This window comes from Pseudomonas boreofloridensis, from assembly GCF_030580795.1.
GTDB classification, from domain to species: Bacteria; Pseudomonadota; Gammaproteobacteria; order Pseudomonadales; family Pseudomonadaceae; genus Aquipseudomonas; species Aquipseudomonas boreofloridensis.
Genome location: NZ_JAUQOQ010000012.1, coordinates 54847 through 71309 on the forward strand (window position 1 = coordinate 54847; position 16463 = coordinate 71309).

The 16463-nt window shown below is 61.3% G+C and carries 11 protein-coding genes; 8 read left to right on the top strand and 3 right to left on the bottom strand.

Going from position 1 to position 16463, the window contains the following annotated elements; genetic code table 11:
- Positions 1-18: 18 nt before the first annotated feature.
- Positions 19-2262 (bottom strand): autotransporter outer membrane beta-barrel domain-containing protein, encoded by a 2244-nt coding sequence (locus Q6A47_RS15505; RefSeq protein ID WP_304484727.1) that lies wholly within the window; start codon positions 2260-2262, stop codon positions 19-21.
- A gap of 123 nt (positions 2263-2385) precedes the next feature.
- The gene (locus Q6A47_RS15510; RefSeq protein WP_369811516.1) at positions 2386-5589 is read right to left on the bottom strand and encodes an autotransporter outer membrane beta-barrel domain-containing protein; all 3204 of its coding nucleotides are present in this window, start codon (positions 5587-5589) and stop codon (positions 2386-2388) included.
- A gap of 242 nt (positions 5590-5831) precedes the next feature.
- Between Q6A47_RS15510 and Q6A47_RS15515 the strand changes: the two genes are divergently transcribed.
- Positions 5832-7805: a hypothetical protein gene (locus Q6A47_RS15515; RefSeq protein ID WP_304484729.1), complete on the top strand. Its 1974-nt coding sequence runs from the start codon at positions 5832-5834 to the stop codon at positions 7803-7805.
- A 50-nt stretch (positions 7806-7855) separates the two neighbouring features.
- Positions 7856-8215, top strand: coding sequence for a hypothetical protein (locus tag Q6A47_RS15520; RefSeq protein WP_029613090.1), 360 nt, complete (start codon positions 7856-7858; stop codon positions 8213-8215).
- 47 nt (positions 8216-8262) lie between these two features.
- Here the strand turns inward: Q6A47_RS15520 and norR are convergent, their stop codons facing one another.
- Positions 8263-9843 carry a nitric oxide reductase transcriptional regulator NorR gene (norR, locus tag Q6A47_RS15525; RefSeq protein ID WP_304484730.1) on the bottom strand — a complete coding sequence of 527 codons (1581 nt, stop codon included), beginning with the start codon at positions 9841-9843 and terminating at the stop codon, positions 8263-8265.
- A 154-nt stretch (positions 9844-9997) separates the two neighbouring features.
- Here norR and hmpA point away from each other — a divergent pair, with 154 nt between their 5' ends.
- The 6 genes from hmpA to cyoD all read left to right on the top strand — a co-directional run bounded on the left by hmpA (position 9998) and on the right by cyoD (position 16459).
- On the top strand, positions 9998-11176 hold the full coding sequence (hmpA, locus tag Q6A47_RS15530; RefSeq protein ID WP_304484731.1) for an NO-inducible flavohemoprotein: 1179 nt from the start codon (positions 9998-10000) through the stop codon (positions 11174-11176).
- A 292-nt stretch (positions 11177-11468) separates the two neighbouring features.
- A complete protein-coding gene (locus Q6A47_RS15535; RefSeq protein ID WP_304484732.1) occupies positions 11469-11975 on the top strand; it encodes a disulfide bond formation protein B in 507 nt (168 codons plus the stop codon).
- A gap of 557 nt (positions 11976-12532) precedes the next feature.
- On the top strand, positions 12533-13477 hold the full coding sequence (cyoA, locus tag Q6A47_RS15540) for a ubiquinol oxidase subunit II (RefSeq protein WP_039575374.1): 945 nt from the start codon (positions 12533-12535) through the stop codon (positions 13475-13477).
- Between the two features lie 3 nt (positions 13478-13480).
- Positions 13481-15490, top strand: coding sequence for a cytochrome o ubiquinol oxidase subunit I (cyoB, locus tag Q6A47_RS15545; protein ID WP_029613088.1), 2010 nt, complete (start codon positions 13481-13483; stop codon positions 15488-15490).
- A 13-nt stretch (positions 15491-15503) separates the two neighbouring features.
- A complete protein-coding gene (cyoC, locus tag Q6A47_RS15550; protein WP_029613087.1) occupies positions 15504-16127 on the top strand; it encodes a cytochrome o ubiquinol oxidase subunit III in 624 nt (207 codons plus the stop codon).
- Positions 16127-16459: a cytochrome o ubiquinol oxidase subunit IV gene (gene cyoD, locus Q6A47_RS15555; RefSeq protein WP_029613086.1), complete on the top strand. Its 333-nt coding sequence runs from the start codon at positions 16127-16129 to the stop codon at positions 16457-16459. The genes cyoC and cyoD overlap by 1 nt, the downstream gene beginning before the upstream one ends.
- Positions 16460-16463 lie beyond the last annotated feature (4 nt).

Consider the following 16463-nt stretch of genomic DNA (forward strand, 5'->3'; position numbering starts at 1 on the left):
ACTCCTCGGACTGGCGCGTCACCAGTTGTAGCGCACGCCGACACTCACGCCCCAGGGCTGCTCGATGTGCTTGCCCTTCATGTAGTCGAAGCCGGCCTGAACCTGCAGCGTGTCTGACACTTGTGCCGAGATCCCGGTGCCCAGTTCGATGCGGCTGCCGGAGAGGTCATTGGCAAACTTGTTGCCGTTGACCCGCACCTGGTTGTCGCGGGCGAATTCATGGGCAGCGGCGACCTTCACGTAAGGCTGTACGAAGCCACCGTCTTTGAGCGGGAAGTTGCGCCCGACATGACTGCCGACCTTGCCCAGTACTGAACTGGCGCTGTTGGCATTGGCGCGCATGCCGTTGTCCAGGGTGTAGTCGGCGCCATCGATCCACAGCGTCGAAAGTTGGGTGTACGGTTCGACGAACCAGCCGTCCTTGAGCTTGAAGTGCTTGCCCACCTCAACCGTGGCACCGACCCCGTTGTTGCTGTAGTCGCCCTTGGCTTTGCGGCCATCGCTCATGCGCACGTCAGAGCTGTTCTGGAAGCGGTTGGCCTTGATCAACGCATCGATGTACAGGCCGTCATCGGCCAGCCAGGTGCTGTAGGCACCCACGTGGAAGCTGTCGACCTTGCCCGAGGTCCCGCCGGACAGGTCCAGGTTCGAGCGGCTGTAGCCGCCCATCAGGCCGATCAGCCACTGGCCATCGCTGCTGGCGATCGGCATGTCGGCACCGAAGGCGATGCCTTGCTGGGTCTGATCGTAGGCGGCACCGGCGCCGGCGCTGACTTTGTGCTTGTTGCCGTAGCTGCGCAGCCAGCCGCCGCCCTGGTCCTGACCGTTGCGCAACTCGCCCATGCGGGTACGCAGGGTGGAGGACTCGCCGTACCAGACGGTTGGCGCCGCGCTGAACAGGCCCGTCACCGAGCGGGTGCCGGGGGTCGTGGTGTTGCTTTTGCGCACCAGGAACCAGTCGTCGCCGCGCTGCTCGAGGTCGTAGGCATAGGTGCCGAAGTCGACCTGCCCGCCGACCAGGTCGAAGCGTGAACTGCTGCCTTCGCCGGTGTGCACCACGTGATGAGCGGATACCGCCGCATTGGGATCGGTACCGGTGTTCTCCACCAACAGGCGGTGATCGCCGCTGGCCTTGCCGCTGACGTCGACGAAGTCGCCCTGTCCGGTGGTCAGGTCGGCGCCGAGCATGAAGGTGCCACTGCCGGACAGTTCGCCCAGTTGCAAGCGGGTGAAGCCTGCGTTGGCCGGTTCACCGCGCAGGCTCACCGTGCCCTGATCGAGATTCAGGCGGTCCAGATTCGAGTCGCCGGTGAGGGTCCACAGCGAAGAGCCGTCGATGTTCAGCGAGCTGGCGTTGCTGATGGTGCCGGTCAGGCTGGCGTTGTCCGCCAGGGTCAAGTCGACCGTGGCGTCTTCGCTGGCCACGATGTCGCCAGTCAGGCGGCTGTCGCTCACCGAGAAGTCGACCTTGGCATCGTCCTGGACTTCCAGAATGATGCCGTTGCCGCCCACCAGGCGCGATCCATTGGCGACATGAATGTTGACCTGCGTGTCCACAAGCGGAGGGGTGTAAACCCTGATGGCGCTGCCCTCGCGCCCCTCGACGGTGGAGTTGTCGATCAGCAGGTGAGCGTTGTGATCCCCAGGGCCTCGCGCGCCGCCGAAGGTCACGACACCGTTGTTGTCGCCGATTATCCGGCTGTTCTCACGAATCCGGACACTGGCGCCAGCTACGACCACACCGACACCACCCGGCAGCCGATCGACGCCCGGCGTACCCGCCACGCCATGAACCTCGGTGTTGGTCAGGTCCACCAGTGCGCTGTTGGCGGCGTTGATGCCCCGGGCGATCCCGGAGACGAAACTGTTGGAGATGAAGGCGCTGGATGCTTCCTGGAAACCGGACAGACGAATGCCGAAAGCCTGTTCATCAGGCCGGGCCGGGTCGAGCGTGGCTACGATCCGGCTGCTATCGATGACCGCGTGACTGTTGTAGAGCGCGATGCCGTTCTTGCCCTGGGCGCTGACCTCGGCGTTGTTGATGTTCACCTTGGCGCCGTTGGCCAGTATGTGCTGGGTGGCCGCTCCGGGCCTGACATTGAGCGTTGCGCCGGCTTTGAGGTTGTAGTCGTTGAGCGGCGATGACGGTTCCACGGCGAGCGTGCGTCCCTCGGGCACGACGATCGTCGCGGCGTCGACCGCTATCGGCACAGCGATAAAGCCCAGCGCCACCAGGTGCTGGGCGAGTAAGGTAGATTTCATGATTGGATTCGACCGTAAAAAAATGACGGCGAGATTCAATCCTGAAAGCCTTCCTGATGATGTAGGAGGATTCCCAAGGGCAGCAGGAAAAAACCTACACCTGCTGCCGCATTGGCTTTCAAATTACCAGCTAAAACGTACGCCGACGTTCACGCCCCAAGGCTGTTCGATATGCTTGCCAGTGCTGTAGTCGACATCGACATGGGCCTGCAACGTGCCGCTGATCTTGGCGACCACGCCCCCGCCGAACTCGGCGCGGGCGCCGGAGAGGTCGTCATGGAAGGTGTTGTCGTTCACCTTGACTTCATTGTTGCGCGCGAATTCGCGGGCGGCGGCGACTTTCACGTAGGGCTGCACGAAGCCACCCGATTGCAGGGGGATGGTCCGGCCAAGGTGTGTACCGACCTTGCCGAGCAAGGAGTCCGCCTTGTTACTGCTGGCTCGAAGATCGTTGTCCAGTCGATAGTTCTCGCCCTCCACCCACAAAGCGGCGACTTGCGCGTAAGGCTCTATGAACCAACCGTCATCCAGCTTGATGTGTCGGCCGGCCTCGACCTGGCCGCCCACGCCATAGTTGGAATAATCACCTTTGGCCTTGTTCCCGTCGCTCATGCGCACATCGGCTTTGTTGTCGAAGCGGTTGGCCTTGATCACGGCATCGAGGTAATAGCCGCTGTCGGTCAGCCAGGTGCTGTACAGGCCCAGGTAGTAGCTGTCGACGCGGCCATTGCTGCCCAGGCGCATGTTCAGCTCCGAGTCGCTGTAGCCGCCCATGACCCCGACCAGCCACTGTCCGCTTTCGGCGGGTAATGCGGTGTCGATACCGAAGGAGATACCTTGTTGGGTCTGTTGGTAGTCGACTTGGTCAGCGGTCGAAACCCGATAGCGATTGGCGTAGGTGCGCGCCCACACCCCGCCCTGGCCGGCGCCGCCGTCACGCAGTTCGCCCATGCGGCTGCGTAGAGTGGTCAACTCGCCGTACCACACGCTGGGTGCGGCGCTGAACACGGCGATGGCGGTGGTCGCACTGGGCGAGATGATCGGGATCTCGGCTTGGGCCAGGTACCAGTCCGTATCGCGTTGTTGCAGCAAGTAGGAGTAAGCGCCCACATCCACCGTGCCGGTTTCGCTGATCAGGCTGAACTGCGCGGGGCCGCCTTCGGTGTGCACGACCCGCTGTGGCTGATCCCCCGACAGCGGTTCTGCGCCGGTGTTCTGGATGAGAAGGCCATGCTGGCCCTGCGCCTGGCCTTCGATGTTCACCAGATCGCTCTGATGGGCGGCCAGATCGGTGCCCAGCACGAACGTGCCCGCACCTTGGAGGCTGGTCGCGGTCAAGGTGCGGAACCCGGCCTGACCGGCCCGCAGGTCGACCGTACCGCCGTCGAGGCTGAGGGCGCCGACGCTCGAGTCGTTGATCATGTTCAGGCGAGCGTTGCTGGCGATGGCGGTGGCGCCGACGTTGCGCACGGTTCCAGTGAACAGTGAACCGTTGCTCAGGCTCAGCGCGCCGCTACCTGGTACGTCCTGGGTCATGTCGCCGGTCATGCGGCTGTTGTCCAGGGACAGGCTGGCGACGTTGTTCACGTTACCGTCCAGGGTCGAGGCGTTGTTCAGGCGGATCGCCGTGGTGCTGCCGGTGCCCGAGAGCACATTGCCTTGCAGGCTGCTGGCATCGAGCGACAGCGTGCCGCCATCGACCACATCGCCGGTCAGGCGTGAGCCCGTGGTCAGGGTGGTGCTGCCGACATTGCGTGCAGTGCCATTGAATTCGGCACTGTTGGCCAGGTTCAGCGCGCCGCTGCCCGGCACGTCCTGGGTCATGTCGCCGGTCATGCGGCTGTTGTCCAGGGACAGGCTGGCGGCGTTGGTTACATTGCCGTCCAGGGACGAGGCATTGCCCAGCGCCACGCGGGTGCCGCTGCCAGCAGCCGAGAGCACATTGCCTTGCAGGCTGCTGGCATCGAGCGACAGCGTGCCGCCATCGACCACATCGCCGGTCAGGCGTGAGCCCGTGGTCAGGGTGGTGCTGCCGACATTGCGTGCAGTGCCGTTGAATTCGGCACCGTTGGCCAGGTTCAGCGCGCCGCTGCCCGGCACGTCCTGGGTCATGTCGCCGGTCATGCGGCTGTTGTCCAGGGACAGGCTGGCGGCGTTGGTTACATTGCCGTCCAGGGACGAGGCATTGCCCAGCGCCACGCGGGTGCTGCTGCCAGCGGCGGACAGTACATTGCCCTCAATGGCGCTGGCGTCTGCCGTGAGCGTGCCGACATTGTTGAAGTTGCCGGTGAATCGCGAACCGTTGCTCAGCGTGGCGGTCGCGCTGGACCCCAGCGGTTGATTGAGATTGCCCACCACTGTACTGGCGTCCAGGGCCAGGCTGTTGAGGTTGTTGAGGTCTCCCGTCAGGGCTGCCGCGTTTGCCAGGGTCACGTCGGCCACGGCACCAGTCGCTGCGTTGATGTTGCCGGTGAGGCTGCTGGCATCGATCAAAACCCGCGCCTGGGCGATGGCTCCGGCCGGATCGGACGGCAAGCCGACTTCGATCAAGGTCTGATTCGCAGCGTTGAGTTGTGATCCGTTGGCGATGACGATGTCGGCCTGCATGGCCTCGCCGCGCAAGTTGCCGACCACGATAGCGCTGCCCTCCTGGGAGGTCAGGCCGGCGTTGTCCAGGACCAGACGCGGTGCGGCTTCATCGCTGTTGAGCGCGAACAGACCCGCCCCCCAGCGGCTGCCCGTGGCATTACTGCCGCGCAGGATCGCTTCGCCGCCAGTGATCGATACCCCAAGGCCACTACCGGCAATCGACGTGCCTTGTGCACCCAGGCCGGTGATGGTCGAGTCGGTGAGCGTCACCGTGCTGCCCGAGGACACGGTGACGCCGCGTCCGATCCCTGAAATCGTGCTGTTCGACACCTCGACGAGGGAGCCTGATGCGCCTGCCTGCAAGGCGCGAACAGCCTGCAGACCGGTCGCGGAAGTCGAGGATATGGTCGAGTTACGGATCGTGGCGTTCGAGCCGATCATGGATACGCCTGGCTGGGCGCCTGAGTTGACCGACACACCGTCCAACGACACTGTGGACCCGGCTCTGGCGTTGATCCCCAACGTTTCTGCGCCTGCGAGCACGCTGAGGCTGGCCGACTCGAGCGTCCAGGTCTCAGGAGCGGTGCCTGGGTTGACGGTAGCGCTGTCTCCGGGACCCAGATTGGCCGCCAATGCGAAAGGGGTAAGCGCGCACAGCGCCACGAGTGTGGGTGAACGCTTCATTAGAATGAATGTAAAACGGCATCCGGACATCAGCGCGACTCCTGTTGATTTCATAGAGTTCTTCCAACACGGATTTTGTTGCACGCCTGACTATAGAGCGGCATTGAAATAGCGCACCTGATAAAAATGCTAGGTTACAGGCGCGACGGGGCTGCTCTAACTTGATGCTGCGGATGGGCATCAAGACAACGACGCTCTCGTCGAGCCGTGGCTGCCGAGGGTAAGCGTGAATAAAAGGAGCTTGAAAGTTTCTGGTCAGGTTCGTCTTCCACTTCCACGATCCCGAGGACTGTTCAATGAACGCTAGTCAACAAAGAAACAGTGCAGGCCTGGTGCAAAATTCCATTCTTCAGTTGCCGCAGATGCGTATTCCTGCTCGAGATCCGACACGCACCATCGTGCCGGTCGCTGAACTGCAGCGTGATCTCGAAATTAAAGTTCCCAAGAGCCCCGACTTGCGCCCCTTCGACACGATTAAACTCATCCGGGACGGCGTGTTTTTCGGCGATGAGAAGGTCATCACCCAGGCCGAACTGGACGACCCTGCTCTTACAGAATTCACAATGTTGTTTCGCATGGATGAGTTTCCCGCCAAGGGCACCGATGTAGTCATCGCCCTCGATTATGGTATTTACGATCCTGACTCCGAAGACGGTGAAGCCGCGGGGTACCCGTTGCGCACGCGTTTCGACCAACTTGCGCCTGCCGGTGTCAGACCGCCACCGATCGCTTTCACGGACGAACAGTTGGACGGCATTACCGATGCCGATCTGATCAATGACGCGCTGCCAGTGCTGATCAATCCGTATTATCAGGGTGAGGCCGAAGACAAGATCGAGTTTTGGATCGGCTCGCGCGAGGACATCGGCTCGGGCACCTGGTTACCTCAGTCCTTCGATGTCACCAACCCGTCGCTTTCTACTGCCGGCTTCATCACGCGCGCTGAGCTGGAGTCGATGGGTGATGGGCGTCGCTTCTTCGCTTACCGGGTGACCGACTGGGCAGGCAATGTCAGCGCGCCTTCGTCGCCGGTGGCCATTGACGTGTTCATCCAATTGCCAGCGCTCCAGGCTCCACTGATCCCTGAAGCCGATGATGGACTGATCACCTACAACGATGCCTATCCCGAGGTGGATGTCCAGATTCCCGCCTATCCTGGTGCATCCGTGGGCGACGAGATTGTTGTGACCTGGGGGGGGCAGACGATGCCTCCCTACAGGCTGACCGTTCAAGACGTCGGCAATGCGCCGATACTGGTCACCCTTCCTGTCCCCTTCGCCAGTGCGCTGGCGCAAGGTAACGGGCCAGTGGACGTCACCTACACGTTGCGACGCGGTAACCGTGCCCCTGTCAATGCCCCTATCACCCAAGTCCAGGTCAACCTCAGAACCCCCGGCGGTCCTGATCCTGATCCAGACCCCGAAAATCCAGTGCACGGCAACATTCAACCGCCGGTCGTCAAATGCGGTACCAGCCCGGACAACACCATTGAAGCGCGCGATTTCGGCAAAGATGCCGAGGCGTTGATCCCCAGGCTGGGCAAGGATGGCAACCCAATCTGGGTGGAGGGCGATATCATCCAACTGTATTGGCATGGCCAGGGTGATCCGGGCTTGCAGCCGATTCACGTCAATGCGGCCAACGGCTCTGCGGACATCCGCTACCCCATCCCATTCGATCCGGTGATCAAGGCGACGGGCACAGGTGAATACGATGTGTACTTCACGGTTACCCGTCTGCTGGGTGCCAATCCTGCGCCCATCCCTGTCCACGTTTCGTCACCGACCCAGTTGGTGAAGGTGTCGGCTGGATCGCAAGTTCCAGGTGGTGAAGACCCTCTTGCGCCCGCTACTTTCCCGGATGCGAACGCACGCAACATCATCATCAGAGCGGTTGGCATGGCGGGTACCCGTTTCCGTATCCCTCTGAGTGGTGTGAAGAACATCGAACTGTCCAGAAACCCACGCGTGAGCTACGACTTCCATGGCGTGCGGGTGCCGCTGGGTCAATATACTCCACCAACGGGCCAAGTCGATCCCATCGAGGATTCTCGAATCACGGGTGAGCAGGCCTTGGTCCAAGCGGATATTGATCGGGGCTATGTAGATGTGCTGCTGCCTTATAGCAAAACCTATTACATATGCCGTAATGGGGGGTTCGCTGAATATTCGCTGTCTAATGATGCCGGCGCGAGTTCTCCTCAAGATCGAGGCTATGTGTATTTTGCATTGAACCGGGGCGGCGGTAGTTGTGACGTGCCATCGACTTGATCGCGCCTGCACCTATCAATGCAGCAGAAACTTTTCTTGAGGATTTGAACATGAAAGCAGACGCAAAGAAATTATCCCTGCCGCCGATTGCTTTTACCGACGATCAGCGTCATGAAATCAATGATCAAACGCTGGAGAATGATGAGCTGTCAGCGGAAGTTGATCCGTTCTTCGGCAGCGAACAGGGCGATGTTGTCGAGTTGTGGGTAGGCGAAAGTCGAAGTTCAGGAGACTTTGTAAGTCCGACCTATACGGTCGACGATCCATCGAATGTACTCGTCGTGTCGTTCAGGCGGATCGATTTGTTGAAGGTCAACAACAAACGTGCGTACTTCGGTTATCGCGTCAACGGCGGGGAGTTGTCGACAGTGGTCGGTATTCCCGTCAGTTTGAGCGAGAGTGCCGGCTGACACCAAGCGTTGGCGATTGCCCGACCTGATTTCAGGTCGGGCCTTGCTCAAGGCCGGGCGCCTGGCACTTGTTGCTGTCCATGAATCCCCAATCGACGCGCCAACCGCCCGAGGTTGGCGCGGTCGATTCCCAGCTCCCGCGCTGCGGCTGCCCAGTTGTGGCCGTGACGTTGCAGGCATTGCTTGATCACGTGGCGTTGATACCCATCCAGTGCCTCCCGCAAACCGCCCTCGTATACTGCCGGGTAGTGCAGCGACGGCCTATCCGCTTCGGGTTCGTGCCGGGTGATGGGGGTCAGTTCCAGATCGATGGCGTCCAGCGCCAGCAGTCGCGAGGCGGGCCTGCCACGCCCCAGCGCTTTGAGTGCGCAACGACCGATGAGGTGCTCGAGCTCACGCACGTTCCCCGGCCAGTCGTAGGCCAGCAACGCCGCTTCGGCCGCCTTGGTCAAGCGCAGGCTGTCGAGCCCCAGGCGCGATCGATTCTGCTCGAGAAAAAAACCCGCGAGCAACAACACGTCGCGGCCCCGCTCGCGCAGCGCAGGCACCGGCAGCGGATAGACGCTCAAACGGTGATAAAGATCGGCACGGAATTGACCCGCGCGCACGCTGGCGGCCAGGTCGCGGTTGGTGGCGGCGATCAGCCGCACATCCACCCGGTGTTCCCGGTCCGAACCCAATCGCTGCAGTTGCCCACTCTGCAACACGCGCAGCAGTTTGGCCTGTACGGCCAACGGCAATTCACCCACTTCATCGAGAAACAGCGTGCCGCCATCGGCCAGCTCGAACTTGCCGCGCCGTTCGCCGTGGGCACCGGTGAACGCACCACGCACATGCCCGAACAGCTCGCTTTCCACCAGAGTGTCGGGCAGGGCGGCACAGTTGAGGCTGATCATCGGTTTGTCGGCGCGGTGGCTGGCCTGGTGCAGGGCTTGGGCGACCAACTCCTTGCCCACCCCGGTTTCGCCCGTGATCAAGACGGTGAGATCGCTGCCGGCGACCAGACGCAACTCCTCGAGCAGGCGCTTGTGCGCCGGACTCTGGCCGATCAACTCCTGGCTGCGGTCAGTGGCCTGGCGGAAAAGGTCGGCCCGACGTTGCTCGTCCTGCACGCGCAGCGCCAACTGGTCGATGCGTTCGGCCACGGTGACGGTGGCTGCGGCAAGGCTGGCGAAGGCTTCCAGCGCGTCGAGTTCCAGGCTCTGGAACTGCCCGGGGGTCAACGCATCGAGGGTCAGCAGTCCCCACGGGCGCTCTTCGATCATCAAAGGACAGCCCATGCAGTCGTGCACTTGTAGATCGACATCGGTGGCTTCGACCAGGCCGTCGTACGGATCGGGCAATGGGGAGTCGCTGGCGAAGCGGGTCGGTTGCGGGCGGCTGAGCAGCACCTGGAAACGCGGATGATCACTGACCTTGAAGCGCCGGCCGAGGGTATCGGTGGCCAGCCCGTCGATCGCCAGTGGCACCAGCCAGTCGCCCTTCAGACGCAGCAGCGCGGCGGCATCGCAGGGCAGCAGCGTGCGCAGGGCTTGTAGCAGGCGCCGATAGCGCTCTTGATCGGGCAGGTCGCGCGACAGATCGCTGACCAAAGGGAGGAGGGCGGTGAGCAGGGGTTTTGCAGTCATTTGGACTCCTGTTGGTCATCCTGACTATACGCGGACACTGGTCAATATGACATTAATCCGCTCCAGGGCTTGATTTCGCAGGGCCTGCCAGTTGGCACGATTGGTGAAACGACCGGTGTAATCATTCGAAGCCCAAGGCTCAGGAGTCGCAGCAATGCTCAATGCCGAACACCGTGCAATCATCAAGGCCACCGTCCCCCTGCTCGAAAGCGGGGGCGAGGCACTGACCACCCACTTCTACAAGATGATGCTCAGCGAGTACCCCGAAGTGCGTCCGCTGTTCAACCAGGCGCACCAGGCCAGCGGCGACCAACCGCGCGCGCTGGCCAACGGCGTGCTGATGTACGCCAAGCACATCGACCGGCTCGACGCCCTGGGCGGTCTAGTAGGACAGATCATCAACAAGCACGTGGCCCTGCAGATTCTGCCCGAGCACTACCCCATCGTCGGCCGCTGCCTGCTGCGTGCCATCGAAGAGGTGCTGGGCAGCGAGATCGCCACGCCGGCGGTGATCGAAGCCTGGGCGGCGGCTTACGGGCAATTGGCCGAGATTCTCATCGGCGCCGAAGAGCAGTTGTACCAGGCCAAGGAGCAAGCCGAGGGCGGCTGGCGGGGCGGGCGGGCGTTCCGTCTGGTGCGCCGCGAGCAAGAGAGCGCGGAAATCGTCTCGTTCTACTTCGAGCCGGTCGATGGCGCGGCGGTGCTCAAGGCTGAGCCTGGGCAGTACATCGGTGTGCAGTTGTTCATCGAGGGCCGCGAGCAGCGCCGCAACTATTCGCTGTCGTCGCTCAGCGATGGCCGGCAGTACCGCATCAGCGTCAAACGCGAGGACGGGGGTGTGGTCTCCAATTACCTGCACGATCATCTGCAAGTCGACACTACCGTCACACTGTTTCCGCCTGCGGGCGATTTTACTTTGCAGGCCAGCGACAAGCCCTTGGTGCTGATCAGCGGTGGGGTAGGGATCACCCCGACTCTGGCCATGCTCGAAGCAGCGCTGCAGACCCAGCGTCCGATACGCTTCATCCACTGCGCGCGCAATGGCGCGGTGCATGCATTTCGCGAATGGGTCGATGAGTTGGCCGAGCGCCACCCGCAACTGCAGCGCTTCTACTGCTACGACGAGCACGACGGCAGTCGGTCCGTCGATGCCGTGGGTCTGCTGAGTGAGGACTTGCTGGCCGAGTGGTTGCCCCGTGAGCGCGACATGGACGTCTACTTCCTCGGACCCAAGGGCTTCATGGCGGCGATCCGGCGGTCCTTGAACCATTTGGGCGTGCCGCCAACGCAGAGCCACTTCGAGTTCTTCGGACCGGCTGCGGCCTTGGAGTAGCGGGTCAGAGACCGGGCCGGGCCACGCTCGGCTCGGTTTCTCTACAAGTAGTGCAGTGTTTTTAACCCACCGTTAATCGCCGTATCCTTCACTTTCGCTCACCCACGTCTTTGTCATCGGATGGGTGAACCGACCTGCAGACTGTCGGTCTGAGCTTCCCATGGAAAGCCCGGGCCGCACCGCACTGTCACCTTTTCATCCATCGCCGGGTGCCCGCGCCGTGTAGACTGGCGGGCTTTGGGCATGGGCCATAGGGCAGCAGGCCTGCAACTCTCCAACGAAGGAACCGGTCATGAACGAACACAACCTGCGCCTGAATCGGGAACGGCGCTTTCTGGTACTGCTGGGGCTGATCTGCCTGTCGTTGATCGGCGGCGCTCTTTATATGCAGGTGGTGCTGGGCGAAGCACCGTGCCCGCTGTGCATCCTGCAGCGCTACGCCTTGCTGTTGATCGCCCTGTTCGCGTTCATCGCAGCCGCCATGCCGGGGCGGCGCAGCCTGACCTTCTTCGAAGCGTTGGTGGTGCTCAGCGCCATTGGCGGAATCGTTGCGGCCGGCAACCATGTGTATATACTCGCCAACCCCGCCGTCAGCTGTGGCGTCGATGTGCTGCAACCGATCGTCGACGACCTGCCACTGGCGCAGGTCTGGCCGCTGGCGTTCCAGGTCGATGGTTTCTGCACCACGCCCTACCCGCCGATCCTGGGGCTGTCGCTGGCGCAATGGGCGCTGGTGGCCTTCGTCCTCACTGCCCTCCTGGTGCCACTGGGGATCTACCGAAATCGCCGTCGGGCTTAGACAAAAGTCCTTGTATGACGCAGGCCCATTGCGCAGCTTAATCGGTATCGAAAACCTGTCCTCGGCTGATGTAGATCAAGTTCCAGCCCTTGCAGCATGCGGGTTTCGGGTCTACAGCCGAGGGTGCGACAAACTGTCGCGAAGTTGATTTTTGAGCGCTGATTGTTACCGATTCAGTAAAGGACTGTTGCTCAATAAGTCATAGTAAAGGGGGGGCTACCTATCTACAATCGCCCCCAATTTCCGTTCGGCACTGCTTGCAAGTCGCAGGATTGAAGGAAGCCCCAGCGCTCCTTTTGCTGACTTCGACAAGTTTCGCCCAACGGCGATCCGGGCGGACACCCCTCCGCGTTTTCCGCACCAAATGGACTTGGTCTGAAGTACAGGCCTTTAGCCTACGAAAAACCCCAAGCTCGACCATACTTCCAACGCCCAGATCCTGCAGTCGGATCACAGGCCGGAGGGAGTTCGGGCTTAAAAATGCTAACGCTGGGCAGGACGAAGTGTTGGCGAACAAAACACATTGCATTGAAGCAAGCTGATCTAGAGGTCGTGAGATGAGTAAAAAGCGTTACCCCAGACTGTTTGGCATATTGCCCTTTTTAGGCATGCTTTTACTCAGTGGGTGCAACTGGACCCTGCTCGACCCCAAGGGCCAGGTCGGCATTGAGCAAAAGAACCTGATCCTGATCGCGATCGGCCTGATGCTGCTGGTGGTGATCCCGGTCATCATCATGACCCTGGTCTTCGCCTGGAAGTACCGTGCTTCCAACACGGCGGCCACCTACACGCCTGACTGGTCGCACTCGACCAAGATCGAGGCGGCGGTGTGGATCATCCCGATCCTGATCATCATCGTGCTGGGCTACGTCACCTACAAGTCCACCCATAAACTGGACCCCTACCGTCCACTGGATTCCGATGTGAAACCGGTGCAGATCGACGTGGTGGCCCTGGACTGGAAATGGCTGTTCATCTATCCGGAGCAAGGCATCGCCACGGTCAACAAGATCGTCTTCCCGGCCAACACCCCGGTCAACTTCCGCGTGACCTCCGACGCCGTGATGAACTCGTTCTTCATCCCTGGCCTGGGTGGCCAGATCTACGCGATGGCCGGCATGACCACCAAGCTGCACCTGATCGCCAACGAAAATGGCGAGTTCGACGGTATCTCGGCGAACTACAGCGGTGCGGGCTTCACCGGTATGAAATTCAAGGCAACCGCCACCTCGCAAGCCGACTTCGATGCCTGGGTCGCGCAAGTGAAGGCGTCGCCGAAGAAGCTGGACAAGGCCGAATACGACGCCTTGGCCAAACCAAGCGAAAACAACCCAGTCGCGCTGTACAGCGAGGCTTCGCCTGACACGTTCCAGCTCATCGTCGACAAGTACGAAGGCATGAACCGCGGTCGTCCGAGCCATGAAGAAGCAGGCAGCAAAGACCTGGCCACTACCAAGGGTGTGGAATCGAGTATGCAACCAGCTGCCGGTGCAGAGGAGTAAGAGATGTTCGGTAAATTAAGCCTGGAGGCGATACCCTATCACGAGCCGATAGTCATGGTGACGCTTGCCATGATCGCGCTCGGTGGTATCGCCGTCGTTGGTGCCATCACCTATTTCCGCAAGTGGTCCTACCTGTGGACCGAGTGGCTGACCACGGTCGACCACAAGAAGATCGGGGTGATGTACATCATCGTCGCGATGGTCATGCTGCTGCGCGGCTTTGCCGACGCCATCATGATGCGTACCCAGCTGGCCGTCGCCACCGGCGGCTCCGAAGGCTACCTGCCGCCTGAACACTATGACCAGATCTTCACCGCCCACGGTGTGATCATGATCATCTTCATGGCGATGCCGTTCTTCACCGGCCTGATGAACCTGGCCCTGCCTCTGCAGATCGGTGCACGTGACGTTGCCTTCCCGTTCCTGAACTCCCTGAGCTTCTACCTGCTGCTGGCGGGCGTGCTGCTGGTGAACATCTCGCTGGGCGTCGGCGAATTCGCCAAGACCGGCTGGGTGGCCTATCCGCCGCTTGCGGGTATCCAGTACAGCCCTGGCGTGGGGGTCGATTACTATATCTGGGCGCTACAGCTATCAGGTCTAGGCACGACATTGACGGGCGTGAACTTCCTGGTCACCGTCCTGAAGATGCGTGCACCTGGCATGAAGCTGATGGATATGCCGATTTTCACCTGGACCTGCACCTGGGCCAACGTGCTGATCGTCGCTTCCTTCCCGATCCTGACCGCTGCACTGGCCCTGCTGACCGTTGACCGTTATCTGGACTTCCACATCTTCACCAACGAGCTTGGTGGGAACCCGATGATGTACGTCAACCTGTTCTGGGCCTGGGGTCACCCCGAGGTGTACATCCTGATCCTGCCGGCCTTCGGCGTGTTCTCGGAAGTGACCTCGACCTTCGCCAGCAAGCGCCTGTTCGGCCACCACGCGATGATCTACGCATCGGGTGCGATCGCCATCCTGGGCTTCGCGGTCTGGCTGCACCACTTCTTCACCATGGGTGCCGGCGCCAGCGTCAACACCTTCTTCGGCCTGGCGACGATGCTGATCTCCATCCCGACCGGTGTGAAGCTGTTCAACTGGCTGTTCACCATCTACCAGGGCCGTCTGCGCTTCACCCCGCCGATTCTCTGGACCCTGGGTTTCATGGTCACCTTCTCCATCGGTGGCATGACCGGCGTTCTGCTGGCCGTTCCGGGTGCTGACTTCGTGCTGCACAACAGCCTGTTCGTGATCGCCCACTTCCACAACGTGATCATCGGTGGTGCGGTGTTCGGCTACATCGCCGGCTTCGCCTTCTGGTTCCCGAAAGCCTTCGGCTTCACCCTCAACGAGAAGTGGGGCAAGGCGGCCTTCTGGTTCTGGATCTCGGGCTTCTACGTCGCCTTCATGCCGCTGTACGCCCTGGGCTTCATGGGCATGACCCGTCGTCTGAACCACTCCGACAACCCGCTGTGGGAACCCTACCTGTACGTCGCCGTGGTCGGTGCCGTGCTGATCCTGTTCGGTATCGCCTGCCAGCTGATCCAGCTCTACGTGTCGATCCGCGATCGCAAGCAGAACATGGACGTGACCGGCGACCCATGGGGCGGCCGTACCCTGGAATGGTCGACTTCGTCGCCACCACCGTTCTACAACTTCGCCCACATGCCCGAGAAAGTCGGTCTGGATGCCTGGCAAGAAGCCAAGGACGCCGGTGTCGCCTACAAGGCGCCAGCCAAGTACGAAGCGATCCACATGCCGAGCAACACCTCTACCGGTCTGTTCATGGGTATGTTCCTGACCGTGTTCGGCTTCGCCTTCATCTGGCACATCTGGTGGCTGGTAGGCCTGAGCCTGGTAGCGACCATCGCGGTCTTCGTTCGCCACGCTGCGCGTGACGACCAGGGCTACATGGTGCCTGCCGAAGAAGTGGCGCGCATCGAAGGTGAACGCCAACGGGCCCTGCAGCTTGCCGGTGTGCCTACCGGTGGCGCACGTGTCGAAAACGTTTGAACGGGTGTAATCAATGTCCAGTCAAGTAATTCACGGTGACGCCCATGGCCATGACCATGGGCACGACGATCACCACCACGACTCGGGCCAGATGACCGTCTTCGGTTTCTGGCTGTACCTGATGACCGACTGCATCCTGTTTGCGTCGCTCTTCGCCACCTACGCGGTGCTGTCCGGCAGTTTTGCCGGCGGCCCGTCGGGTCATGACATCTTCCAGCTCGACTTCGTGCTGGTCGAAACGGCGTTCCTGCTGCTGTCCTCGATCACTTTCGGCTTCGCCATGCTGAAGATGTTCGCCGGCAACAAGGCAGGTGTACTGGGCTGGTTGGCAGTGACCTTCCTGTTCGGTGCAGGCTTCATCGCGATGGAAATCTATGAGTTCCATCACCTGATCATGGAGGGCTACGGCCCGCAGCGCAGTGGTTTCCTCTCGGGCTTCTTCGCCCTGGTCGGCACCCACGGTCTGCACGTGACCTCGGGCCTGATCTGGATGGCGATCCTGATGTACCAGATCCAGACCAAGGGCATCACGCCGACCGCCAAGACCCGCATGAGCTGCCTGAGCCTGTTCTGGCACTTCCTGGACGTGGTCTGGATCTGCGTATTCACCGTCGTCTACCTGCTGGGGGTTCTGTAATGGCTAACGCACACGACACTCATCACGAAGGCAACCACGGCAGCGTGAAGTCGTACATGATCGGCTTCGTCCTCTCGATCATCCTCACCGCGATTCCGTTCGCGCTGGCGATGTCGCCGATGCTGCCGAAGAACCTGACCGTGCTGGTCATCGTCGCCATGGCCGTTATCCAGGTGGTCGTCCACCTGGTGTACTTCCTGCACATGGATCGCTCGAAAGAGCAGAGCTCCAACGTGTCGACGTTCCTGTTCACCACCCTGGTGATCGCACTGCTGGTCGGCTTGTCGCTGTGGATCATGTTCAGCATCCACTTCGAAATGCTGGCCAAGTGAGGTA